Raw genomic sequence first — 21,354 nt, 5'->3', positions numbered from 1 at the left:
ATGGCGGGGGCCGCTCCGGATCTGGCTCACCGCGCGCGCTGGGACACCGCGCCAGGACCGGTCATCCTGCGGGCGGTCGGCGAAACCGCCGAACCGCGTCAGCGACGCCGGATCGGCTAGGGCCGCTCCCGGTCGGCCCGGCGCTCGGTGCACAGGGCGACCAGTTCGGCGAACGTGCTCGTCATGAGTTCGACCATGGTGGGCCGGAAGTCCCAGGCCAGTTCGACCCGGTTGGCCAGCATCGTCGCGATCAGCGAGTTGCCGCCGAGGTCGAGCAGCAGGTCGCCCGGACCGATCTCCTCGATCCCGAGGAGCTCTCGCATGAAGTCGGCGAGGGTGTCCCGGGTGCCGTCGACCATCGTGTCGTCGCTCATCGTGCCTCCGCCTTCCACAGAACCGGGCACACTGCCGGATCGGCGTAGTCCGGGTCGCCGTTGTCGTCCTTGCGGCAGAGGAAGTCGTTGAGGTGGACCAGGCGCTTGCCGTTCTCGTCGAAGACGGAGGTGTAGCGGTTGGACTCGTCCTGCATGTGCACGGCCAGGGCCACCCGGGGGCGGTCCGCACGGTTGGGCCTGCTGCCGTGGATGGTGCGGCAGTGGTGGAAGCTGACCTGTCCGGCGTCCAGCACCAGCGGGACCTCGGTGATCGGCTCGGTCCCCCGCTCGATCACGGCCGCCACGCCGGGCAGATCCGGCTCGTGGAAGAACTCCAGCCGGTCGTTGCCGCCCCAACGGTGGCTGTGGTCCAGCACGGTCATGGGACCCATGTCGGCGGTGACCGGGTGCAACGGTATCCAGGCCGTGATCAGATTGCGCGAAGAACAGGTCTTCCAGTAGGCGATGTCGGTGTGCCAGCCGACGGTGGCGACCGAGTCGGAGACCTGCGGCGGCTTGTAGATCAGCTGGTCGTGGAACAGGCGAACCTCGGCCGTGCGGGCCAGGACCGCCGCGGTGAGCGCGACGAGCGGGTGCTGGGCCAGCACCCGTAACTGCTCGATCTGCAGCGAGACGTAATCGTTCTGCCGCAGCACGTTCCCGCGGCTGGCGTTCCAGTCGGTGCCCGCCTCGAACAACAGGGCCGCATCGCGCTCGCCGTGGTAGTAGCGGTCGACGCCGAACCGCGCGTCGTCGATGACCTCGTCTTCCACGATGCGGGGCGAGATCCACCAGCCGTGCTCCTCGTAGAACCGGACGTCGTCCTCGGACGGCAGCAGCGCGATCTGCTCCTCGGTGAGGTTCATGCTGCGCCTCCTTGCTGGTGGGGGTGGTGCCACACGCCGACGGGGCTGAGGGCGTCGACCGGGCCGATCTCCCCCATCTCCCGCAGCCGGCCCGGTGAGCCGCCGGCGGCTTCCCGGGCCGGAGCCGGCGCCGGGCCGGGGAGCACGAGGTCGGGCACGGGCAGCTCGGGCGCGTCGCACAGGGCCGCGAGCACCTCGACGTAGGCGTCCATCGCCGCGCGGATCGACCCGTCGTCGAACGAATCGCCGGAGTAGAGCACCGAGAGGGTCAGTCGTGCACCGGTCTCGCGGACGAAGAAGGTCAGGCCGGCCGAGGTGGCGGCGGGGATCGTGCTCACCTCGCAGCCGTCGTCGACGTACAGGCCCGTGACGGTGCAACCGGTCAAGGCCAGGCCCTCCATCGGGTAGCGGTCCATCTGGAACACCACACCGGGAACAGCGGCCCAGCCGAACTCGCGCTTCACGCGCTCGGCGAGGACGGCGAACGGCAGCCGCTGACGGTCGAGCGCGGCCAGGGTGCGCTCCGCCGTGCGCAGCAGGCACTCCGCCAGCGACGGGTCCCCGCTCAGGTCGGTGTTGAGGAGCAGCGGGTTGTAGTGCGCGCCGAGCACGGCCGCGCTGTCGGCGGTCGGCCGGTTCGCCGCCAGCGTGCCGATGACGACGTTCGCGCATCCCGACCACCGCTCGATCAGCACCTCGAACGCCGTGAGCAGCACGACGAACAACGACGTCCCCGCCTGTTTGGCCAGCGTGGTCAGCTCAGTGGTCAGCGCCCCGGGCAGCGCCTCGACCTGCCTGCGGATTTCGCCCGGCTGCCGGTGGTCCCCCAGCAGCGCCGGCCGGGCCGTGGCCCCGCGCAGCCGGTCGGTCCACCAGCTCAGCTCCGGCTCGACGGCCGGGCCGCGCGTCCACTCCAGTTGGCTGCGGGCCAGCTCCAGGCACTCGACCCGGGGCACGCCCGGATCGGGCCGATCGCCGCGCTTCAGCGCCGCGTAGCTGCGGGTGAGGTGCTGACGCAGGACGAAGATCGACCACCCATCCCCCGCGATGTGGTGCACCGACACCAGCAGGATGTGCCGGTCCGGCCCGAGCCGGAGCAGGCGGGCCCGGATGGGCGTCTCGGTGGCCAGGTCGAAGGGTCTGGACCGATCCTCCCGGATGAGCCGCACCGCCTCGGTTTCGCCGACGAGGCACGGCGCCAGCTCGACGGCGGCCGGCGCGACCTCCGCGGGGACGACCTCGGCGACGACGTCGTCCCCCTCCGCGAAGTAGATCGTGCGCAGCGGCTCGTGCGTGCGCACCAGGCTCCGGAACGCCTCGCCGAGAGCGACCACGTCGAGCGGGCCGTCCACCGCCAGCGCGTAGCTCAGGTTCAGCGCGCCGGGATCGGGTTCGCGCTGGTCCAGTGCCCACATCTGCCGCTGGGTCTCGGTGAGCGGCCCTCGCCGGGGCGGGACGGGCCGCGTCGCATCGCTCATCGGCGCACCGCGTAGACGAAGTGGACGACCGTGCCCGCGTGCAGCGGGTCCTGCTCCACGGTGACCCGGTAGCCCCGGTCCGCCAGCAGCCCGGCGATCAGCCCGACCCGGCCCGACAGGTCGTGCGCCTCGACGACGATCTGGTCGATCCCGGGCCAGTCCTCCTCCCCGAGGCCGGCCAGCACCTCCAGCTCGGCCTTCTGCACGTCGATCTTGAGCAGGTCGACGTGCCCGATCCCGGTTTCGGCGAGAACCGAGCCGAGCGTCCTGCGCTCGCAGGTGAACGTCTCGGCCGCCAGCCGCTCGTTCAGGTACTGCGGCGAATCGGCCAGCAGCGCGCCCTCGCCGCCCCGGTTCAGGTGCGCGACGTTGCCGAGGATGCCCGACAGCAGCGTCCGCTCCTGGGCGTCGTCCGGGTGGAACGACGACATGCCGGTGAGGTGGGGGTAGTAGGTCAACGCGGCGGAGTCCGCGCTTGCCCCGAGCCCGAACCCGTACAGCTCGACCCCGTCCAGCTCGCCGACGTTGCGCCGCAGCGGGTCGAACAGCGGCGGGCACGGCTCGAACGCGAGCACCCGCAGACCCGGCGATTTCCGCTTGGCGTACAGGGTGAACAGGCCGATGTGCGCCCCGACGTCGAGTACGACGCCGGTCTCCGGGTAGCGCAGCCCGCCCCGGTCGTAGGTCTTGTGCTCGAAGACGTCCTGGTACAGGTACTCGGTCTCGGCCGGTTGCGGCGCGTACACCCGCAGCCCACCGGGCAGCTGGACCGTCGCTTCGCGGGACGGAGCCCCGTCGGAGGACGGCCCGGCCGGGGCGCCGTACCCGCGGGCGGCGTCGATCTCGGCGGCCAGGGCCGCGACCGTCGTACCGCGAAGCAGGCTGCGAAGCGGCAGCGAAATCGAGAACAGCTCGTTGAGCTGCGCGACGACCTGGATGCCGACGAGCGAGTGCCCGCCGAGCTCGATGAAGTCCGAGTCGCGGCCGACGCTTTCCAGCCCGAGTGCCCGTGACCAGATTCCGGCGACGGTCTGCTCGGTGTCGCCCTTCGCGACGGCCGACCCGACCGCCGGCACGGCGGCGCGGGGCAACGGCGGCAGCTCGCGCCGGCTGACCTTTCCGGTCGAGGTGAGCGGCAGGGCGTCGGTGAACACGAACCCCGAGGTCGCCGGGACCATGTGCCCGGGCAGGTCGGCCAGCAGCCGCCGGCGCAGGTCGGCGGGATCGAGCTCGTGGTCGGCGACGACGAACGCGGCCAGCTGCCGGCCCAGGGCCGCCGTCTCGTGCACGACCGCCGCCGCCAGGCGCACGCCCGGCTGCCTGGTCAGCACGGCCTCGACCTCGCCGAGCTCGATCCGGTAACCGCGGATCTTGACCTGGTCGTCGCGACGGCCGAGGAATTCGATGTCGCCCCCGGCGAGGAACCGGCCCCGGTCCCCGGTGCGGTAGAGCCGCTCGCCCCGGGCGCCGAACGGGTCGGGGACGAACCGGCCGGCCCGGTCCCGCTCGTCCAGGTAGCCCTCGGCCGGGCCGACGCCCGCGACGTGGATTTCGCCGGGTACGCCGGGCGGTACCGGCTGCGACCACGCGTCCAGCACGTGGACCCGGACGTTGCGCACCGGCTGGCCGATGGGCGGCGAGGCCGGCCAGCGCGTGCTCGGCCCGGTCAGCGCGAACGCGGTCACGACGTGGGTCTCGGTCGGCCCGTACTGGTTGTCGAGCGAGCAGCCGAGCTGGTGGAACAGCCGGCGGACCGGCATGGAGATGTGCAACTGCTCGCCGGCGACGACGACCTCGCGCAGCGTCCGCAGGGCCCGCTGCTCCAGGGTCGCGGTCACGGCCAGCTGGTTCAGCGCCACCGGCGGGAGGAACAGCCGGGCGATGGCGTAGCGCTCGACGTACCCGGGCAGCAGGGAGACGTCGTCGCGGACCTCGTCCGAGGCGACGACGAGGCTGCCGCCGAAGCCGAGGGTGGAGAAGATCTCCTGGAAGCTGACGTCGAAGCCGATCGACGTGCGCTGCAGCGTCCGCCGGCCGGCGGGGTCCTCGCCCCGCTCACGCTGCCAGCACACGAGGTCGACCAGCCGCCGGTGCTCCACCACTGTCCCTTTCGGACGGCCGGTCGAACCGGAGGTGAACAGCACGTAGAGCGGATCGGCCCCGGTCACGCCGGAGTCGGGGTCGGCTTCGCCGGCGCCGGCGATCTGCTCGGCGTCGCGGTCGAGGCTGACCACCACCGGCTTCGGTGCCGTGAACCGGTCCGACAGCGAAGAATGGGTGACCACCAGCGTCATCGCCGAGTCCTCGACCGTCATCCGGTTCCGCGGCTCGGGGAAGGTCGGCACGATCGGCACCACGGCCGCGCCGGACTTGAGCACCCCCAGGGTGGCGATGGTCAGCTCGGGGGTCGCGGGCACGCACAGCCCGACCCGGGTGCCGCGCCCGGCCCCCAGCGATCGCAGGTGGTTGGCCAGGCGGTTGGCCCGCACGTTCAGCTCGCCGTAGCTGATCACCTCGTCGCCGTGGACGAGCGCCTCCCGCTCGGGGTGCGCCAGCGCCGCGGCTTCGACGAGCTGGTGCAGGCCCGGCCCGCCGGACTCCACGCGCTCGCCCTGGCCCCAGGCCAGCAGCGCCGCCCGATCGTCGTCGAGCAGGTAGTCCACGGCCCGAACCGGTGTCTCCGGCGCGGAGCGGCTCCGCCCGGCGAAAGCGAGGACGTGCCCGCCGAACCGGGCGATCGCCGCTTCGGCGTGCACGTTGGCGTTGTACTCCAGCTCCAGATCGCCGGCGGTGACCGTCACCGTGACGTCGTTGCGCAGGTCCGTGATCGGGCGGTGCCGGCCCTCGACGCGCAGGACGACGGGGAACAGCGGGTGCCGGTCGGTGACCTCCTCCACCCCCAGCGCCGCCCACAGTTCGCCGACGTCGAAGTCGGTCTTCGGCTCGCTTTCGGCGATCACCCGGGCCGCCTCGCCGACCAGCTCGGCCAGCGGCGTCTCCGGGTCGACCGCCAGCAGCATCGGCAGCGCGGTGCCGACCTCATCGGACCCGGCGGGCGGTGACCCGACGACGATCCCCTCGGCCTCGGCGGTGCCCCGGTACCGGTACAGCACCGCGGCGATCGCGGCCAGGAACACCGCGTGCGCCTCGGCGGCGGGGACCGCGACCGTGAGCGGCAGCCGTAGGGTCATGCTCTTGCGGCGGTACACGCTGGACCGCTTGCGAAACAACGGCGGACCGGCCTCCACCCGCCGATGCCCCAGCCGCTCGGCCCACCAGGCACCGTGGGTGCGCGGTGGCGTGCTCGTCCTTTCGGTCAAGGCGCAGTTCCTTTCAGACGGGCCAGAGAACCGGGCAGATGTCGGGGTCGGCGTAGTCGGGGAAGCCGGCGTCGTCCTTGCGGCAGAGCAGGTCGTTGAGGTGCACGCTCCGTCGCCCCGACGGATCGGTGTGCGGCACGTAGCGGTTGGCGCGGTCCTGGAAGTGCAGCGCCAGCGCCACCCGGTCGCGGGAGCTGTGGTTGGCGTCGCTGCCGTGGATCGTGCGGCAGTGGTGGAAGCTGACCTGTCCGCGGCCGATCCGCAGGGGCACCTTGCGCACCGGGGCGGCGCCCGCGAAGGAGCGCTCCAGCTTCGTCAGGTCGTGCTCGGTGAACGTGCGCATCCACTCGGTGTCGTCGCGCAGGTGGCTGCCGTCGATGAAGGAGATCGCGCCGATGTCGTCGTCGCAGTCCTGGAACGGGATCCAGGCGGTGAGCATGTCCCGGGACGAGCAGGTCTGCCAGTAGGCGGCGTCGACGTGCCAGCCCACGGTCGACTCGCTCGGAGCCATTCCGGCGGGCTTGCAGATCAGCTGGTCGTGGAACAGCCGGATCTGCCCGGTCCCGGCCAGCCGCGCCGCGATCTCGGCGATGAGCGGCTGCTCGACCAGGTGGCGCAGGTCGTCGTTCTGCAGGGAGACGTAATCGTTGAGCCGGATGACGTCACCGTGCTGGGGCTGCCAGTCCAGGTAGCCTCCGGTGATCAGCAGCTCGTGGTCGCGCTCGCCGGCGTAGTGCCGCTCCGCACCGAGCTGGGCGGCCTCCAGCACCTCGTCCGGGACGACCACGTCGCTGACCCACCAGCCGTGCTCGGCGTAGAAGCCGACGTCTTCGGCGGTGGGCAGCAGGTCGCCGTGGGCCGTCGTCCGGATCATCGTGTCTCCTCGACCTGCGCGCAGGACTCCATGGCGGTGATCGGCGCACCGAACGGGACGTTGGGGTAGACGTTCAGCTCGGTCGGCACCCGCACGTGCAGCAGGGCGGGCTCCCGGTGATCGCGCCACAGCCAGCGCAGCGCGTCGTCGACCGCGTCCGGCTCGGACACCGACGCGGCGGCCACGCCGTAGGCCTCGGCCACCCGGGCGAAGTCGGGCGCGTCGTAGCCGATCACGGTCGAGGGGTACCGGCCGCCGAAGACCGCCTCCTGCAGTTGCCGCACCGATCCGTGGCTGCCGTTGTCGACGACCACGATCTTCACCGGCAGACGGTCGCGCACCACGGTCTGCAACTCCTGGATGTTGAACTGGAACGCGCCGTCGCCGACGAACAGCACCACCGGGCGATCGGTGACCTCGGCGACGCCGATCGCGGCCGGGAACGCCCAGCCGCACGGTCCCAGCCCCAGCGCGGGCAGGAACCGCTGCCCCTCGGCCGGCTGAACCGATTGGCAGGCCCACCACAAGTGCTGCCCGGCGTCGACGACGACGGCCGCCGCACCCCCGGACGCGGCCGAAAGCCGTCGTACCAGGATGTTCGGGTTGATGCCGGGCGAGCCGGGTAGCTCGGCGGTGTCCGGCCACGCGGCGCGCAGCCCGGCCACGCGGGTGGCCCATTCCGTCCGGTCCGGGAACTGCCGCGCCCTCGCCGCGGGCAGCGCGGTGTCGAGGAACGCGCCGAGATCGGCCGCAATCGTCCGCGCGCCGCGTACCCGCCGCATCTCCCCGGGTTCGCAGTCGACCTGGAACGTGGTGCGGTCTCGGGCCCACGCGGCGACGTCCGCCCCGATCGTGCCGAAGTCCAGCCTCGTGCCCAGCGCGACCACCAGGTCGGCCTCGGCCGCGGCGTGGTTGACCCACCGGTTGCCGTACATGCCGATCAGGCCCAGCCGCAGCGGATGGGTTGCGGGGAGCACGTCGAGGGCCATGACCGACGCGGCGACCGGCGCGCCCAGCGCGTTCAGGAAGGCCCTGGCCCGGTCGGCCGCCCGCGCCGCGTGCACTCCCCCGCCGATCAGGGCCAGCGGCCGCCGGGCCGAGGCGAAGGCGTCCAGTAGTTCTTCGACCGCCCCGGTGTCGGTGAACCCCGGTGGCCCGGGCACCGCCGGATCCGGCTCGGCGCCCGCCGGGACCGGCATGGTCTGCACGTCCGACGGGAGCTCCACCAGCACCGGCCCCGGGCGTCCGCCGGCGGCCAGCGCCATCGCCCGGTCCAGCAGCCCCGGTAGCTGCGCGCCGGACCGGGCCCGCCACGCCGCCTTGGTCACCGGCGCGGCCATCGACACCACGTCGCACTCCTGGAAACCGAACTGGCGCACCGGCCGGTCGCCCTTGAGCAGGTAGCTCTGCACCTGCCCGACCAGGAACACCGCGGGAACCGAATCGAGGTAGGCGCTGCCGACGGCGGTCAGCAGGTTGGTCGCGCCCGGCCCCGCGGTCGCGATGGCCACCGCGGGCGCGCCGGTGTAGCGGCCGACCCCGTCCGCGGCGAAAGCGACAGCCTGCTCGTGGTGCATGGTGACGATCCGCACCCCGCCGTCCCGGTGGAGGGCGTCGAGCAGCGCGGCGATCATCCCGCCGGGCAGCGTGAAGACCGAAGAGACACCGTGGGCGCGCAGCCAGTGCACGACGTGATCGCTGACCGTCCGGGGTGTCGTCCCGGTCGTCGTGGGCGGAGCGTCGATCATGGGACGAACTCCTCGAGTCGTCTCGGACTGGTCAGCGGGACAGGCGTTCGGCGAGTTCGGCCGAGGCGGGGACGGTCGGGTCGACCCGCCGCGACAGCGCGCAATAGTGCGCCGCGCGCTCTCGATCCCCGAGCAAGTCGTGTATCCACGCCAGGTGGTAAGCGGCGCGGGCCACGGGCAGGCCGCCGAGCGGGAGCGCCCGCCCGAACGCCTCGGCCGCGTCCTCGGGCCGGCCGGCCGCGAGCAGCGCCTGCCCGCGCACCGCCCAGGTCCGCTGGTCGTGGGGGCTCAGCTCCACCAGCCGCGCGGTCGCGGTGACCGCCGGGCCGGCGTGGCCCAGGCGCAGGTGCGTCTTGGCGATCGTCTCGTAGAGCGGGAAGGCGTGGTCGATCCAGGCCAGCTCGCGCAGCGGATCGGTCACCTCGGCTTCAGCCGCCTTCTGGCGCGCCTCGGCCAGGTCCAGGGCCCGCAGCGTGCCGTCGGCGTCGCCCCGGAGGAACGGCACGTACGCGGTCGCGCGGTGGACCGTCTGCCAGGCGAGGTTCCCGGCGAACGGATCGGCCTCCCACTCCTCGGCCGCCGCGAGGGCCAGCTCCGCGGACTCGTGCAGAGCGGGGGTATCCGTCCCGCGCCGCCCGTTGCGCACCACGACGAAGTTGGCCGCGATCATCCTCACCCGGGCGGTGTGGGACCGGTCGCGGGCAAGATCGAGAGCCCGGGCTTCGAGCACGGCCGGGTCGTGGCGGCGGCGCAGCAGAACGGCCAGCTCCGCGATCGCGCATTCCCGGCTGAACGCGTGCGACGCCGGATCGGGCGCGGCCATCCCGAGCACCCGCGCCGCCGTCCTGGGGTACCCCAGCCGCAGCATCAGGTCACTCGCGTGTGCGCGCTCGGCCGGCTCGAGCCCGCCGGGATCGGCGACCACGCCGGCCACCTGACGCCACAGATCACCGGCCAGGTCGGCGGGGAAATCGGCCATCGTGTCGGACAACGCGTCGACGCGGCCGAGCGACGCGGCGGCCAGCACCCGCAGGATGGGCGGCGGGTTGGTGTTGAAATGGGGCAGCTCCACCGACCGGTCGGCGACGTGGCGCGCCCGCGCGTGGGTGGCTTCGGCGTGCCTGGCCGAAGCCGGGCCGGGGTCGGCCAGACCCGGGTACACCCCGCAGGCCACCGGGACCCCGGCGGTCAGCAGCGCGCGCAGCCGCGCGGCGAGGGGCGCGGACCCGGCCGGGGGGAAGTAGGCCGGTGGTCCCGCAATCATGAGAACTCCCACCTTTCACCACGATTTCCGCTGCGCTGTACGGTCGCGCGCCGACCTGGACCGCTCTGGACGGGGGCGTCATGTCTCGAGCATGACGCCCCCTCACGCATCAGCCGTGCGCCCACTCGCCGAGGGTCTCGTACTCGAACTCCGCGGCCACCGTCTCGATTCGCTCCATGACTTTCACCTCCATTTCTCCACCTGCGGGACCACGCGACGCACAGGGGTGTCCGTCGCGGTATCAGGGAAATCGACAGGGAACCCGTCCGGCATCCCCAGAACGAGCTCGGACCACTTTCGAAGCTACACACGGTACCTGGTCGTGGCAAGGGTTGTGATTCCAGAACTGTTTAACATCCATTGTGGACAAACAAATCGAATATCCTTTGAGGAATCTGGTGCATGTGGGGGATTGGCTACGCCCACCCCGATCACCCTCCGTCATAGGAAAACCGGCCGGCGGCCCGGGAGAACTCTTGACGGGTCCCGGTGTGGCTGATTCACTGAATGCGTTTTCGCCCGCACACGAGGTCGGATCAGCCACCAGGACGAGGTTTCGCGATTCGCTATGGCCGGTGCACCGGAAATCCCCGCACAATCCTGCGCCGCGCCGGGCGAAGGACACCCTGTCAGCCAGGGCCAGCGGCGCTGTGCCGAGCGTGACGCGCAGCTGAGCAACCGCTCGGTTCTCAACGTCGCGCTCCGCATCGACATCACCGGTCCGCTCGACCCGGCGGCGCTCGCCGCGGCGGTGTCGTCGCTCGTCGAGCGCAGGCACGTGCTGCGGACCCGGTTCCGCCGCGACAGCAGCGGGTTCACCCAGGATGTCGGGCCCGCGGCGCCGGTGGAGCTTCCGGTCGCCGACCTCTCGCCGGGGGACGATGCCGCGGTGTCGGCGTGGTGCTACGAACAGGCCCTGCCGCCGTTCGACTTGTCCGGCGGGGAGGTCGCGCGGTTCGCACTGGCCCTGGCCGGCGCGGATCGGTGGGTTCTGACGTTCGTGCAGCACCACATCATCACGGACGCGACCTCGCTGAGCATCCTCATGGCCGATCTCGCCGCAGGCTACCGCGCTGCGGTTTCCGGCACCGCCGGCCACCGCGAAGAACCGGTTCAGTTCGCGGAGTTCGTCCGGTGGGAGCGGGAGCACCTGGCCGGCGCGGCGGGAAAGCGGTCCATCGAGTTCTGGCGCGCGGAGCTGGAGGGCGCGACGGTGTCGCTGCCGTTGCCCGGCGACCGGCCGCGTCCGCCCGTGCTGAGCGGGCACGGCGCCCTGCAACCGTTCGACGTCGAACCGGGCCTCGCGCGCCGGCTCGCCCAGTGGGCCGAGGCGCACCGCGTCACGCTCTACGCGGTGCTGCTCACGGCTTTCGGCCAGTTGCTGCGCGGGCTCGTCGGCCGGCGCGAGGTCACCGTCGTCGGCGCGTTCCCGAACCGCACCCGGCAGCGGTTCGAAAACCTCGCCGGCCCGCTCACCAACTCATTGGCACTACGCCTTCCCGGCGATCCGGGCGGCACCATTCGCGAAGCCGTTTCGGGCATCGCGCATCGGCTGTGGACGGTGGCGGACCACGTCGGCGTGCCGTTCTCGGTCGTGCTCGACGAGGCGCGCGTCCGCGAGCGACCGGGCGCCGAACACTTCCCGCAGGTGTGGTTCTCGCTGCACCCCGACCCGGGACGGCGGCTGGACCTGCCGGGCCTGCGGGCCGTGGCCGAGGAGATCGCCATCCCCGGTGTGCGCTCCGACCTCGGCGTCCTGGCGGTACCCGGGGTGGACGGTGTCCGGCTGTGGGTCGAGTCGGCCGACTACCTCGACCCGCCGACCGTCACGCGCTGGATGGCCGACTACGAGCGCCTGCTGCGGCGGCTGGTGGACGACCCCGCCACCCCGCTGCGCGCATGGTGACACCGCCGGACCGACCACGACCACGAGAGGGGCGTTGACGTGCACGTCGGCTTCGAGGCGGCCTTCCAGCACCGGGGCAGTTACCCCGACGCGGAGTTCATGCGCAAGGAACTGGACTACTGCGTCCAGGCCGAGGCGCTCGGCTTCGATTCGGTCTGGCTGACCGAACACCACTTCAGCAACTACGGCCTGATCGCCGACCCGCTCCAGGCGTTGTCCTACCTGGCCGCGCGCACCACCCGCGTCCGCCTCGGCACCGCGGTCCTGGTCCTGCCCTGGCACGACCCGGTCCGGCTCGCCGAACAGGCCATCCTCGCCGACCACCTGTCCGCCGGGCGGCTCGTTCTCGGCCTCGGCCGCGGCTTGGCCAAGCACGAGTTCGAGGGCTTCCGCGTGCCGCTCGCCGAGTCCCGCGCCCGCTTCGCGGAATGTGCCGAACTGGTGCTGTCGGCCCTGGAAACCGGGGTCGTCGAAGGCGGGGAGGTACTCCGCCAGCCTCGTCGCGAGCTGCGGCCCCGGCCGTTCAAGTCCTTCCGGGGACGGGTGTTCAGTGCGTCGGTGTCGCCGGAATCCAGCCCGTTGGTGGCCAGGATGGGGCTGGGCCTGATGCTCATCATCTTCAAACCCGTCCACCTCATCGCCCAGGACGTCCAGCGCTACCGCGCCACGTGGTCCGACCTGCACGGGGCGGCCGGCGAGCCACCCGGCCCGCTCCTGTCCGTCGTGGTCGTGGTCGACCAGAGCGCCGACCGGGCGAGGGAGATCGCCAAAAGGCACAACGACGACAGCCATCACGTCGCCGTGGCGCACTACGGAATGGCGGAAAAGGATTTCGGACGGACGGAAAGCTACGAGTTCTACCAGAACCTGCGAGCTGTGCCCCGGGCGGAAGTCGACCTGGCGCCCAGCACCGTGGTGCACGGCACGCCGGATCAGGTGCTGGAGCAACTGGAGGCGCTGCACCGGGCCTTCACCCTCCAGGGCCTGCTGACCATCTTCCACGGCATCCCGGACGAGGACGGCCACGCAAGCCTGCACACCTTCGCCGAGCACTGCCTGCCCGAGCTCAGGAGCTGGCCGGCGGAATCCACCTTCTGACCGGCACGGCCGGACCGGCGGTGGCGAAGGGCCCTGAGGAGCGTCAGGGCGACGGGGACGGCGCGGCAATCCGGTCGAGCCCCTGCGGATCGTCCGGATCGTCGAACCAGTGGCCGTTCTCGCCGAGGTACCGGAACTGCACCGGAACTCCCGCAGCGACTTCGACGACGGCAGAACGGCGCCCGTTGGCCCGGTCCTGGAGGTGATGCCGGCCCGGCGTCCAGCCGTTGAACGAGCCCACCACACTCACACAGCCAGACGGCGCATCGACGGGCAGGCTGAAGACGATGCGTTTCGCGCCGCTTCCGTCGCGTCCTCGGCAAACCTTGATCACTCGGCGATAGCCCTCTCGATGATGTCCCGGGAGATTGGCGCTCGACGCTGAGCGCGTCCATGATGCCATGCCGGCGCCGGGAACGGTCCAACCGACGACGCGGTAATCACTCGATCGATAGCCGCCGATCGTTTTCCGACGACCCCAGGGTGCCACGACCGCCGGGTGAAGACGACGCCGCGCTCGATGATGCAGGCGGGGCTCATCCGGCCCGGCTGCATCCGTGGTCAGTTCGTTCGGGCGCGCCGGGAACGCTGGTGATGCCGTTGCGGCGGGTCGACCTCGACCAAGTCGGGATCCAGCCATCTCCGGCCACCATCAAGTCCGACAGCGCGCCGCTGGTCACGGCGGCCAGGCTGCGGCGCAGACGGCTGAGGCTGGCGTTCATCGCGTTGGTGATCCGCTCCGGCGGGCTCGTGGCCCAGAGGGCGGCGACGAGCGCCTCTCGGCTCGCGCCGTCGGGGTGCAGGGCCAAGAAGACAAGCAGCTCTCGCAGGCCTGCGTCGAGCAGTCCAAAATGAGGCGCGACCGGGATGTGACCGCTCCGCTTCCGCCAGTCGCGTCTCCGGCCGTTCACGCTGAATGCGAAGCTTGTTATCCCGCTCACGGATGTCGCTGACGGAGTCTTCATCGGGGTCATCGAAGAGTTCAAAATTGCGGAAGACCCTCTTGATTTTGACATCGATTTCAGCGATTACCCAACGAAGTCCGATGACCTGCTATTCGCGCTCCTGCGCGATTGAGGGGATCGATTCGGTGGCGGCTGCGCGTCTCCGGAGGGTCTGCCGCAGTCGTACCGGTCCAAAAAACTGGACGTGCGCTGTCCCCCAACAGGCTCAAAATCCGGAGTTCAGAAGTGTCCACGAAAAGTCCCGAAATTTAGATAGAGGCAGTCATGGCCGATCAGACCGACGGACACACCGACAGCAGCGCCATCGGACGCAGCACACATCAGGCCAACCAGGCACGCCGTCGCTGCGACTGCACGCGGTGCCTCCCCTACTCGCGTCGACCCAGTCTGCGCGTGCCGACACCCACTGCGATTCGGCAATAGGGCTGGCAGCAAAGCCCGAGTCCCCAGCAATGGGAACCGGCCGCGTAAAGCCGTTGCTGCACTCCGCGGAACAAGCAGCCGAGCTGCTGCAAGTCCGTCCGTCATGATTGCGGCGGAAAGCGACAGCTCGCGCCGTGCCGCGCCGGCTCCTGGGCAAGCACCTGCTACCACCGTCAGCTATGCGCAACAGAAAAAAATTCAGCCTTATTTTTTAACATATTGTGAACTTGACCGCGCTTTCTATCGACGCAGTCACATTAGTCTACAACGGATGGACGGTTTCCGGTTTCGTTACCGACTGGCCAACGGAACGGTTTTCTCCGAGAACGGATTGACCGCCCAGCTCGTGCGGTGTTTCTCGGCTGGAAGCAGGCAATGGATGGCCCAATCTGCGGGCAATAAATGGCACGGTCGGCGGCTTCTGCGCGGTCCGTGTGGGTTCGGCGTCCGAGATCGTTCCGGTTGCCGGAAGTTTCGGTCCTGAACAGGTTGTCTACCGGGATGGTGGGAGGTCCTGGGTGAGGTGGGTGGTGAGGATGGCGATGTCGTCACTGGGTTCGGTTCCGTCGCCGAAGGCGTGCAGGGCGGTGCGGGCGATGCGGCGCGGGGGCTGGGTGGCGGCGTGGGCGGCGAGCAGGGTGATGGCGTCGTCGAAGCCGATGCCGCGGCGTTCGATGAGGCCGTCGGTGTAGAGCACCACGGTGCTGCCGGTGTCGAGGAGGTGCTGGTGGTCGCGGCGGTCGTCGGGGAACGCTTCGCTGTACCCGAGCAGTGGCCCGCTCTCCTCGAGCAGCGTGGTGGTTTTGTCGGGGTGGACGACGATGCCGGGGGGATGCCCGGCGCTGGTCCAGGTCATCCGCCAGCGCCGGGAGCCGTCATCGAGGGGGGTGAGGTAGGCGAGGAACGCGGTGCCGGTGATCCGGCCGCCGGCGGTGGCGTCGCCGAAGGTGCCCAGGGCGTCGTCCACCGCGGTGAACGCACCGGCGGGGCTGCCGTGGGGCTGCTGGTCCCAGCAGGCTTGCCGCAGCATCGAGCGCAGCTGTCCCATCTTGGCGGCGGCGTGGATGTCGTGCCCGGTCACGTCGCCGATGACCACGGCCACGGTCCCGCCGGGCAGCTGGGCGGGCAGGGCGAACGCGTCGTACCAGTCGCCGCCCACCTGATCGAGGTGCGCCGCGGCGTGATAGTGGCTGGTGAACGTCAGCCCGGGCAACTCCGACAGGTCGGGCAGCATCGCCTGCTGGAGTTCGTGGGCGGAGGTGATCCGGTTCTGCAGCAGCCGCACCCGCTGCAGCGCGGTGGCGACGTAGCCGGCCAGGCCGGTGACGACGGCGAGTTCGGCCAGGTCGGGGCTGTGGGGTTCGGCCCATCCGAATTCGAGGACCCCGAGGACCCCGGTCGGACCGTGGATCGGGGCCGCGATCACCCCGGTCACGCCGTGGCCGAGGTAGAAGCCGCGGGCCCCCGGGGACAGGGCGTCCGGCGCCGTGTGCAGGTCAGGGTGGCAGATGAGGCGGGCTTCGCGCACGACCTGGGAGGTGAGCAGGTCGGCGTCGGGATCGAACTCGGCCCATTGGCCCGCGCGCTCGTCCTCGGCCGCTCCGCCGCCCTGGTCTTCGGTGGTGGCGCGGGGGCCGAGGTTTTCGGTGATGAGGAGTTCGACCCGGGACGGTTTCAGGCCACTGGCGACCAGATCGGCGATGCGGTGGCGCAGGTCGGTGACGCTGTTGCAGGTGGACAGCGCCTCCGCCGCGGTCAGCAGCAGCTGCACGCGATCGAGCGCGGCGTGCAACCGGGAGTTCAGCTCGTCGCTGCGGGCCCGTTCACGCGAGGCCGTGTGGAGGGCCAGGCGCAGCCGCAGCAGCGTGGTGCCCTGGGCGGCCAGCTCCGCCAGTTCCGACAGCTCGTGCTCGCTCCATGCCCGGGGCTGGTGATCGATCGCGCACAGGGTGCCCAGCACCCGGCCGGTGTCGTCGGTCAGCGGTATCCCGGCGTAGGCGATGATGTTCATCTCGGTGATCACCGGCGCCGGCACCGTGACGTCGCCGCGGGTGTCGCCGACCACCACCGGGCGGGCGCTGCCGACCGCCCGGGCACACAGCGAGTGGGTCAGCGGTGTGGCCCGCCGCTCACCCCACGGCGCCGCCAGGCCGCACAACCCGGGGAAGACCTGCCGGTCGGACTCCACCAGCGACACCAGCGCCACCGGCACCCCCAGCCGGTCCGTGACGTGGCGGGCCAGGCGATCCAGCTGCTCATCCGGCCGGGCACCCAGGCCCAGATCCCGCAACGCCTGCCGGCGGGCCGGGTCGTGCAGCGCGGAGCCGTCATCTGTCATCGTGGACTACCTCGGGGCCGGGTGGACTGGTCGCAGCGCCACATTTTGCACCACGACACCGTCAGCAGGTCGCACCAGCCCGGATCATCACCCAACCCGGAGGGCTCGGCGGGTTTCATCGCCGCTGCCATGGGTGAGAACGCAGCCGTGTTATCGCCGGTACTACCTGGCGTGCGCGGCCGAGGACCCTGCCCGATGTGCCTGCTCCCGACGGCCTGCTCGATGCCTGGACGCCGAACGCACTGACCCGGCTGACTCCGGCATCGCCGCCGCCGGCCGGGCCGGCGGCATACCGGTGCGCCGTGGATCCCGGACCAGGACGAGACACTGCAAAGCGCATGGCTGACCGGTACCGGACACACGAACCCTCTCGTATAGCGACAATCACTCGAACGATGATGCCGTCGATGGCGACCAGGTCGTCGCCGACCTGGCTGCGGCACTGCGGGTCGGTGCACTCACCGCGGACGCGCTCGAAGCTGGCGAATCCGCTGACACCGACACCTATCGGCCGGTCTCACCGGCCAAGCGCACATGCGATCACTTCTCACCGATGTTGATCATGATCTCAGGCGCTCAGTGCGGTCATAACAGGCGAGCAATCGCGGCCCGTTCCCACAATCGCAGCCACCAGCTACAACTGGCCGCGTCGCACCCGGTCGCTGTCCTCCTGCGTGGCCGCCGGTCTGATGGTGGGCCTCATTCCGGCTTTGACGCGACACCCATTGCGCTCTTGACTCCGAGATAGCTCGATCACGCCGCATCAGGGTGTGCCGGGCAGCTCCGCGGGCTGGCGTCTGCGATCGAGCGGAGACGCGGACTCGCGCCAGGCGAAGGTCCACCCGGCAGCGACCGGCCCTCGACCGGCACGGGCGGATCGACGGGCTGGTCAACAACGCCGGCGCCAGCCTCAACGGGGCCGCTGGACCAGGTCGATCCGGCCGAGTTCGGCCGGATCCGGCAGCTCAACGTGGGCGCCTTGCTGGCGATGACCCAGGCGGTGCTGCCGGCCATGCGCGAGCAGGGCTTCGGCCGCATCGTGGACATCAGCTCGGGCACCGCGCGACGGGTCGCGGTCGGCCTCGGCGCCTACGCCTCCACCCAGTCTGCGGTCACCATGCTCAGCGCGGTGCTGACCGAGGAACTCGCCTCAGACGGTATCGTCGTGTCCCTGCTGCTGCCCTCGGTGACCGCAACCGAGTTCGGCGACTCGATGTTCAAGCTCGGCACCTCGCCTCGCCCGGGCGCGGTGGTGCACCGTCCGGACTACGTGGCCGGCGCCGTCATGCGGCTGCTGCGCACCGGCGAGGCGAGTCTCGGCATCCCCCACGGCCCGGAGCAACTGGGCCTCGATCAGCGGTCCTGAACCCCGGCCTCAGACGCGAGCCGGCTCCCGGCCACGCGGCCGGCCCGGCTGCCGCAGGTACAGCGCCCCGGCCGTCACCGCGGCCGCGATCAGGTACCCCGCGACCAGTGTGATGGCCCCGCCACCGGCCGGGGGCAGGACCAGGGCCAGCACCGCGCTCACCCCGGCCAGGATCCAGCGGGTGCGGTCGGTGGTCAGGCCGACCGCGAGCAGCGCGACCGTCCACAGCAGATACCACGGCTGCACGACCGGGCCCAGCACCAGCATCGCCGCGAAGGCCAGTCCGGTGCCGAGCATCGGGTGCAGCTTCCCCTGGTAAGTCAGCCACAGCAGCCGCGCGCCGACGACCAGGCCGGTTAGCGCGCCGACGGCCGAGAACACCCTGATCGCGCCGTCGGTGAGGTCCAGCCCGGCCAGCGAGCCGAGGCCACCGGCCAGGAAGCCCAGCTCGTTGGTCGGGGCCAGCCAGCTGTGCACCGGCCCGGTGGACACCCCGGCCAGCGTCCGGACCCAGCCGAAGCCCAGTCCGCTGCCCAGCGTGATCACCACGGTGACCAGCACGAGCCCCGCGGGCAGCCCCAGCGCCACTGCGGCCTTCCCCGCCGGGCGCGCGCGGCGGGCCAGGCCGGCCCCGGCGAAGCCCAGGGCCGCGACGGCCACGATCTTCACGTTCGCCCCGGTGCCGATCAGCGCCACCCCCGCCGCGATCAGCGCGAGCCGCGCGAAGCCGGTCCGCTCCGCGCCGAGGTGGAGCACCTCCAGCCCGGCCGCGGTCAGCCCGATCATCAGGCCGTCGTTGTGCACGCCCGCCACGACGTGCCACAGCACCAGCGGGTTGAGCAGGCCGAGCCACAGCGCCACCGACGGTGACGTCCCGGTGCGGCGGGCCAGGCGGGGCAGCGCCCAGGCCAGCAGTACCAGGCCGACCAGCTCGACCAGTCGGTGCAGCAGCACGGGGCCTGGCCCGGTTTCCCCGGCGATGTGGGCGATCACCCGCGACAACCCGACGAACGCCGGGCCGTACGGTGCGGGCGTGTCCTGCCAGTAGTGGCTGACCTGCAGGGTCACCGGGGACGCGGCGCCGAGCGCGGTGGCCGGGCCGAACGCGTACGGGTCGAGCCCCCGGTCCGCGATGACCCCCTGCGCGAGGTAGCTGTAGACGTCCCCGCTGAACAGCGGGCGAGCAGCCAGCAGGGGCAGGCCGCACAGCGCGGTGACCGTGTACAGCCGCCGCACCGGGATGTCGGCGGCGCGGCGCCCGAGCCGCAGCCAGGCGAGCACGAACGCGGCCATCCCGAGCACCCCCAGCGCCACAGTGAGCACCGCGGGCAACGGCAGCCAGGTCACGAGCACGAGCAGCACGACCCCGGCGAATCCGCTCCAGCGCAGGCTCGGCGCCTTGACCTCAGCTTTCGGCCGTTCGCACGTAACGTCCGACATCAACCGGTCTCTCCCCCTTGACGGAAACGAAGCTATCCAAAGAAAACAGCGGGCTCAGGCCGGACCGGGAGTGGTCACTGTCACTCCTGTGTGGACCATCCCGGACCGGCCGCCGCGCGTAACCCCGCCGGTGCGGGACCCACCGGAATCCTGGCGGCCGGCGGGGATCCCGGGTAACGGCGCGCGTGTAACAGAATCACACGCTCTGGCCACAGCTTCTCCACACGAAGTGCGCCCCTCCCGCCACCCTGCCTGGGATCGGGACGAACTCGATCTCGGGGCACCGTGCCACGACTTCTGCTGGTCGAGGACCGGCCCTAACGGCCGCGGAAGGCGTTTCGGATCTCGTCGACCAGCACGTCCGGCTTCTCCCAGCCCGGGTAGTGCCCGCCGTACTCCATCTCGTTCCAGCTGATGAGGTCGCGGTACCGGCGTTCCGCCCAGCGCCGCGCGATCGGGAACGGCTCTCCGGGGAACAACGTGCAGGCGGTGGGCACGGTGACCGCCCGCGCGTTCTCCGCCTCGGCCCCCCGCTGCTCCCACCGCAGCGACTCCCAGTACCAGCGGGCGGTGGACGCGCCGGTCCCGGTGAACCAGTACAGGGCGATGTCGTCCACCTGCTGGGCCAGGCTGACCCCGCCGCCGGCCTCGGGCCGCGTATCGGAAAACCCGGCCAGCGCCTCGGCCAGCCAGGCGGCGAGCCCGGCGGGAGAGTCCACAAGGGAGTATCCGAGGGTCTGCGGCAACAACCCCTGCACGATGACGTGAGTGGGCCCGGTCCGCAGAAACTGCTCGCGCCGGGCGATCTTGGCCCGCTCCGCGTCGTCGGCGGACTCGAGGTCCTCGGGCAACGGCGACGCGATCGGCATGGTCAGGTGCAACGCGGCGACCCGCTCGGGCACCAGCCGGGCCAGCTCGGTGCTGACGAAGGCGCCCCAGTCCCCGCCGTGCGCCCCGAAGCGTTCGTAACCGAGCCGGGTCATCAGCTCGGCCCAGGCCCGCGCCGTCCGCCCGGAGTTCCACCCGCGTTCCCGGGGACGCTCACAGAACCCGAACCCCGGCAACGCGGGAATGACCAGGTCAAAAGCGTCCTCGGCGGAACCCCCGTGCGCGACCGGGTCGGTCAGCGGCCCGATGGTGCTCTCGAACTCCAGCACCGACCCGGGCCACCCGTGCGTCAGCACCAGCGGAAGCGCATTGGCCTCGGGGGACCGCACGTGCCAGAACGCGATGTCGAGCCCGTCCAGCCGCGTGCGGTAGTGCGGGATCGCGTTCCACCGCTGCTCCAGCGCCCGCCAGTCGTGCTCCCGCCAAGCGTCCAGCAACTCACCCAACCGCCCGACGCCGATCCCCTGCGTTCCATCGTCGACCGTCTCGGCTTCGGGCAACCGGACACGGTCCAGCCGCTCGCGCAGGTCCCCCAGGGCGCTTTCGTGGATATTGATGGGGAAGGCTTCGATTTCGGTCACAGAGCCACGCTAGGCTGGAAGTGACGGTATTCTCAATACATAAAATTGCGCAGCCAGGTCGGCGCCGTAGCCTCTACTGCGCACAGTGTTAACCAGGGTCACTGACCCGTTACAGTTCATGATTTTCTTGAAGCAGGTAAGAGAGACTGCGAGGGTGAGGAACGCGCGCAGAAGTGATTGGCGTAGCGGTCGTGCCGGACGCCGAGGCGGTGAGTAACCGAACAGCCAGGCGATGGACCGTTCGATGAATACGGCATCAGCCGCGAAACCGTGTACAGCTACCTGCGCACCGCCGCACCGGTCACCAGCTGAGCCGAGCCTACGAGTACGACCGCCAGCGGCTCGCAGGGCCCGGATATCGCGCGAAGTGAATGCGTACGCTCATGTCGGCCGTGACCGTCTCGGAAATGACGACCCGCGTCGGG

15 protein-coding genes and 1 pseudogene are annotated in these 21,354 nt (G+C 71.1%); 3 read left to right on the top strand and 13 right to left on the bottom strand.

Features of this window, described 5'->3' with window-relative positions:
* Positions 1-116 precede the first annotated feature (116 nt).
* Genes NYF13_RS15450 through NYF13_RS15420 form a run of 7 tightly spaced genes read right to left on the bottom strand, consistent with a single transcriptional unit; the run spans position 117 to position 9,924 of the window.
* Positions 117-374, bottom strand: a complete 258-nt coding sequence (locus tag NYF13_RS15450) for a phosphopantetheine-binding protein (protein WP_315657479.1) — start codon at positions 372-374, stop codon at positions 117-119.
* On the bottom strand, positions 371-1,240 hold the full coding sequence (locus tag NYF13_RS15445; protein WP_315657476.1) for a phytanoyl-CoA dioxygenase family protein: 870 nt from the start codon (positions 1,238-1,240) through the stop codon (positions 371-373). Before NYF13_RS15445 ends, NYF13_RS15450 begins: the two co-directional genes overlap by 4 nt.
* Entirely contained in the window at positions 1,237-2,718 is a 1,482-nt protein-coding gene (locus NYF13_RS15440) for a condensation domain-containing protein (protein WP_315657474.1), read from the bottom strand. The genes NYF13_RS15445 and NYF13_RS15440 overlap by 4 nt, the downstream gene beginning before the upstream one ends.
* Positions 2,715-6,038: an amino acid adenylation domain-containing protein gene (locus NYF13_RS15435; protein WP_315657472.1), complete on the bottom strand. Its 3,324-nt coding sequence runs from the start codon at positions 6,036-6,038 to the stop codon at positions 2,715-2,717. Before NYF13_RS15435 ends, NYF13_RS15440 begins: the two co-directional genes overlap by 4 nt.
* A gap of 13 nt (positions 6,039-6,051) precedes the next feature.
* The gene (locus NYF13_RS15430) at positions 6,052-6,912 is read right to left on the bottom strand and encodes a phytanoyl-CoA dioxygenase family protein (RefSeq protein WP_315657470.1); all 861 of its coding nucleotides are present in this window, start codon (positions 6,910-6,912) and stop codon (positions 6,052-6,054) included.
* Complete coding sequence (locus NYF13_RS15425) at positions 6,909-8,660, bottom strand: thiamine pyrophosphate-binding protein (protein WP_315657469.1); 1,752 nt, start codon at positions 8,658-8,660, stop codon at positions 6,909-6,911. The genes NYF13_RS15430 and NYF13_RS15425 overlap by 4 nt, the downstream gene beginning before the upstream one ends.
* 31 nt (positions 8,661-8,691) lie before the next feature.
* Positions 8,692-9,924: a hypothetical protein gene (locus tag NYF13_RS15420; RefSeq protein ID WP_315657467.1), complete on the bottom strand. Its 1,233-nt coding sequence runs from the start codon at positions 9,922-9,924 to the stop codon at positions 8,692-8,694.
* Between the two features lie 568 nt (positions 9,925-10,492).
* On the opposite strand from NYF13_RS15420, the gene NYF13_RS15415 reads away from it, so the two are divergent.
* Both NYF13_RS15415 and NYF13_RS15410 read left to right on the top strand, forming a co-directional pair.
* Entirely contained in the window at positions 10,493-11,830 is a 1,338-nt protein-coding gene (locus tag NYF13_RS15415) for a condensation domain-containing protein (protein ID WP_315657465.1), read from the top strand.
* 39 nt (positions 11,831-11,869) lie between these two features.
* Positions 11,870-12,928, top strand: coding sequence for an LLM class flavin-dependent oxidoreductase (locus tag NYF13_RS15410; protein ID WP_315657463.1), 1,059 nt, complete (start codon positions 11,870-11,872; stop codon positions 12,926-12,928).
* 43 nt (positions 12,929-12,971) lie between these two features.
* On the opposite strand, the gene NYF13_RS15405 is transcribed toward NYF13_RS15410, so the two are convergent.
* The 3 genes from NYF13_RS15405 to NYF13_RS15395 form a co-directional block, all read right to left on the bottom strand.
* Positions 12,972-13,262: an isoamylase gene (locus NYF13_RS15405; protein ID WP_315657462.1), complete on the bottom strand. Its 291-nt coding sequence runs from the start codon at positions 13,260-13,262 to the stop codon at positions 12,972-12,974.
* A 202-nt stretch (positions 13,263-13,464) separates the two neighbouring features.
* A complete protein-coding gene (locus NYF13_RS15400; protein ID WP_315657460.1) occupies positions 13,465-13,893 on the bottom strand; it encodes a hypothetical protein in 429 nt (142 codons plus the stop codon).
* 916 nt (positions 13,894-14,809) lie between these two features.
* Positions 14,810-16,654, bottom strand: a complete 1,845-nt coding sequence (locus tag NYF13_RS15395; protein WP_315657459.1) for a SpoIIE family protein phosphatase — start codon at positions 16,652-16,654, stop codon at positions 14,810-14,812.
* A gap of 790 nt (positions 16,655-17,444) precedes the next feature.
* Here NYF13_RS15395 and NYF13_RS15390 point away from each other — a divergent pair.
* A complete protein-coding gene (locus NYF13_RS15390) occupies positions 17,445-18,020 on the top strand; it encodes an SDR family NAD(P)-dependent oxidoreductase (RefSeq protein ID WP_315660327.1) in 576 nt (191 codons plus the stop codon).
* A 9-nt stretch (positions 18,021-18,029) separates the two neighbouring features.
* On the opposite strand, the gene mptB is transcribed toward NYF13_RS15390, so the two are convergent.
* The 3 genes and pseudogenes from mptB to NYF13_RS15375 all read right to left on the bottom strand — a co-directional run.
* Positions 18,030-19,460: a polyprenol phosphomannose-dependent alpha 1,6 mannosyltransferase MptB gene (gene mptB, locus NYF13_RS15385; RefSeq protein WP_315657457.1), complete on the bottom strand. Its 1,431-nt coding sequence runs from the start codon at positions 19,458-19,460 to the stop codon at positions 18,030-18,032.
* A 317-nt stretch (positions 19,461-19,777) separates the two neighbouring features.
* Complete coding sequence (locus NYF13_RS15380) at positions 19,778-20,929, bottom strand: epoxide hydrolase (RefSeq protein ID WP_315657455.1); 1,152 nt, start codon at positions 20,927-20,929, stop codon at positions 19,778-19,780.
* Between the two features lie 120 nt (positions 20,930-21,049).
* Positions 21,050-21,175, bottom strand: a pseudogene (locus NYF13_RS15375) (IS5/IS1182 family transposase); the annotation flags it as partial.
* Positions 21,176-21,354: the final 179 nt, after the last annotated feature.

It is taken from the genome of Amycolatopsis sp. PS_44_ISF1 (assembly GCF_032335455.1).
GTDB lineage: Bacteria > Actinomycetota > Actinomycetes > Mycobacteriales > Pseudonocardiaceae > Amycolatopsis.
This window is presented reverse-complemented; position numbering and strand designations above follow the sequence as displayed.

What these genes read in the sequence shown, in the direction of transcription:
- NYF13_RS15430 (WP_315657470.1), bottom strand. Translation starts at nt 6,912, where the DNA reads ATGATCCGGACGACGGCCCACGGCGACCTGCTGCCCACCGCCGAAGAC.
- NYF13_RS15420 (WP_315657467.1), bottom strand. Translation starts at nt 9,924, where the DNA reads ATGATTGCGGGACCACCGGCCTACTTCCCCCCGGCCGGGTCCGCGCCC.
- NYF13_RS15440 (WP_315657474.1), bottom strand. Translation starts at nt 2,718, where the DNA reads ATGAGCGATGCGACGCGGCCCGTCCCGCCCCGGCGAGGGCCGCTCACC.
- NYF13_RS15395 (WP_315657459.1), bottom strand. Translation starts at nt 16,654, where the DNA reads ATGACAGATGACGGCTCCGCGCTGCACGACCCGGCCCGCCGGCAGGCG.
- NYF13_RS15400 (WP_315657460.1), bottom strand. Translation starts at nt 13,893, where the DNA reads ATGAAGACTCCGTCAGCGACATCCGTGAGCGGGATAACAAGCTTCGCA.
- NYF13_RS15415 (WP_315657465.1), top strand. Translation starts at nt 10,493, where the DNA reads ATGGCCGGTGCACCGGAAATCCCCGCACAATCCTGCGCCGCGCCGGGC.
- NYF13_RS15425 (WP_315657469.1), bottom strand. Translation starts at nt 8,660, where the DNA reads ATGATCGACGCTCCGCCCACGACGACCGGGACGACACCCCGGACGGTC.
- NYF13_RS15445 (WP_315657476.1), bottom strand. Translation starts at nt 1,240, where the DNA reads ATGAACCTCACCGAGGAGCAGATCGCGCTGCTGCCGTCCGAGGACGAC.
- mptB (WP_315657457.1), bottom strand. Translation starts at nt 19,460, where the DNA reads ATGTCGGACGTTACGTGCGAACGGCCGAAAGCTGAGGTCAAGGCGCCG.
- NYF13_RS15450 (WP_315657479.1), bottom strand. Translation starts at nt 374, where the DNA reads ATGAGCGACGACACGATGGTCGACGGCACCCGGGACACCCTCGCCGAC.